Source organism: Dissulfurimicrobium sp. (genome assembly GCF_049968175.1).
Taxonomy (GTDB): Bacteria; Desulfobacterota; Dissulfuribacteria; order Dissulfuribacterales; family Sh68; genus Dissulfurimicrobium; species Dissulfurimicrobium hydrothermale.
Map to the genome: position 1 here is coordinate 1 of NZ_JBMFRG010000110.1, position 1927 is coordinate 1927.

The window sequence follows — 1927 nt, forward strand, 5'->3', positions numbered from 1 at the left end:
ATCTATATATGTAAAATTTGCGAACAGTTTTAATGAATTATACAGCTTCTGTTCCAGCTCAAGCTCTATGCCTTTTGACTCCGCCCTTCCTGCATTTATAAGTTCCTGATATTTATCCGTTACTATCTTTCTGTAGATAAGGTCTTTCAGATAATTTTCAAAATAGACAGCCTTTATCTTTGCCCCTTTCCAAAGCCCCTGTTCAATCCCTGCATCCCATGATGTGGTCTTTTCAGGCTTTAGATTTGGATTTCCTGCATAAGTTATACCTGATACTGCTGTCCATGTCCTGTATAACTCATAGACAGTAGGTGGCCTGAATGCCTGCCCTACAGATGTCTTCAATGTCATTTCTTTGAACGGATTATATACAATGGCAAGTTTTGGACTGAATGCAGAGTCAGTATTTGAGCTGCAATCTATTGGATAGCCCTTTGAACCAATCTGATTTATATATCCATCGTATGTCTTCCACCAGTCCTGCCTTGCTCCGATAAAGAGGGTCAAGTTGTCAAGTATAATGTATTCATCCTGCACAAACAGCGCGAATATCCGATCCTTTCCCTTCGACTGATATGAAATAGCCCCCTTTTCGTCTTCCACCTGCCAATCAGACAGCGTATGCTCCCTGGTGTCCGCCCTTCCCTGTCTGAAGGATGAGCCGAAGGTGAGTATATGACTGTCCATGACCGGCAGGGTAAACTGGAGGTCACCGCTGTAATTTTTGGACGGTGTGTTTGATACCTTGCCAGGACCGCCAAATCTCGTTGCAGATGACGAATCGGCCATGGTGTACCATGAATCATCCAGTTCAGAGATCCCAAGGTTCAGTTTTGTCTGAAGGCTTCCGAACCTTGTCTTGTATGAGATGTTATAGATATCCTGTTCCTTTCCACCCGGACCTAAAAGATAGGATGCCTCCCTTACCTTGCCATAGGACCACACAGGATCACCCTTGCCATCCCTCAGATATGTATGCGGATAGTCGTAATTATATTCGTATCTCGCCCTCATGAACATAAACTCGATTGCCGAGTCCTGAGAGATGTCATAGCCCCCTCTCAGCGTAAGAGAGTCATTCCACCACCTGTTGTCGCCGGTATCTCCGATCAGATACCTCGGCTCACCCTTCGGCGTCTTTGAAGACCTGTAACCCGTAACGCCCGCCGGAGGTCTCGAGCCCTGAAGATCAAGGCCTGCCGGATAGCCCTCGGTGGTCTTGAAGCCATAGCTCAGAAAGAGGCTGAACCGGTCTTTATATCTGTCTCCATAAGAGACATAATCCGTCCGGAGGTCATCGAGGGCATTGCCCCTGTCCCAGCTTGAGCCATAGCCCGTCTTTAGTTTGAACTCCCTCTTTTGCGGCAACTTCGTGATGAGATTGATGACGCCGCCCATTGCATAGCCCCCGTAGAGGCTTGAAAACGGCCCTTCAACCACCTCTATCCTGTCTATGTCTTCAGGCGAATAGGCGCCCCATGGGACGCCGCCTGAGTAGGCGTCATTCAAGATGACGCCGTTCAACATGACGAGGTTTCTCTGCTGACCGGATATACCGCGCATGGAGACTGCGGCTATAGAATCCAGTATCCCCTTTCCGCGGCTGGAATACACGCCCGGAAGGGTGTTAACGGCCTGATCAATAGACTGGATATCCCTTTTTGACATCTCATCCTTTGTCACCACATAGGCCGAACCGGGCGCCGATGACAGGGACTGCTCCGTCCTTGTGGCCGTGACCAGGACATCCTCCAGGGAAACGGCGTCATCAGGCCCTTCTCCAAGGGCAATACCCGCCATGCCGCCTGATGCCAGAAAAAACATCCCCAAAAAGATATGCGCCAGTATCTTCGCCCTCTCCATCCCCAAAAACCTCCCCTAAAAAATCTTCGCAAAAACCCGAAACGTATTTATGTAACACTTTTTT

The 1927-nt window shown here is 48.6% G+C and carries 1 protein-coding gene; it reads right to left on the minus strand.

Annotated features, from left to right (window positions below):
- Positions 1–1863: TonB-dependent receptor plug domain-containing protein (locus ACP5SG_RS09610; protein ID WP_428124087.1), on the minus strand; the 1863-nt coding region annotated here is incomplete at its 3' end.
- Positions 1864–1927: the final 64 nt, after the last annotated feature.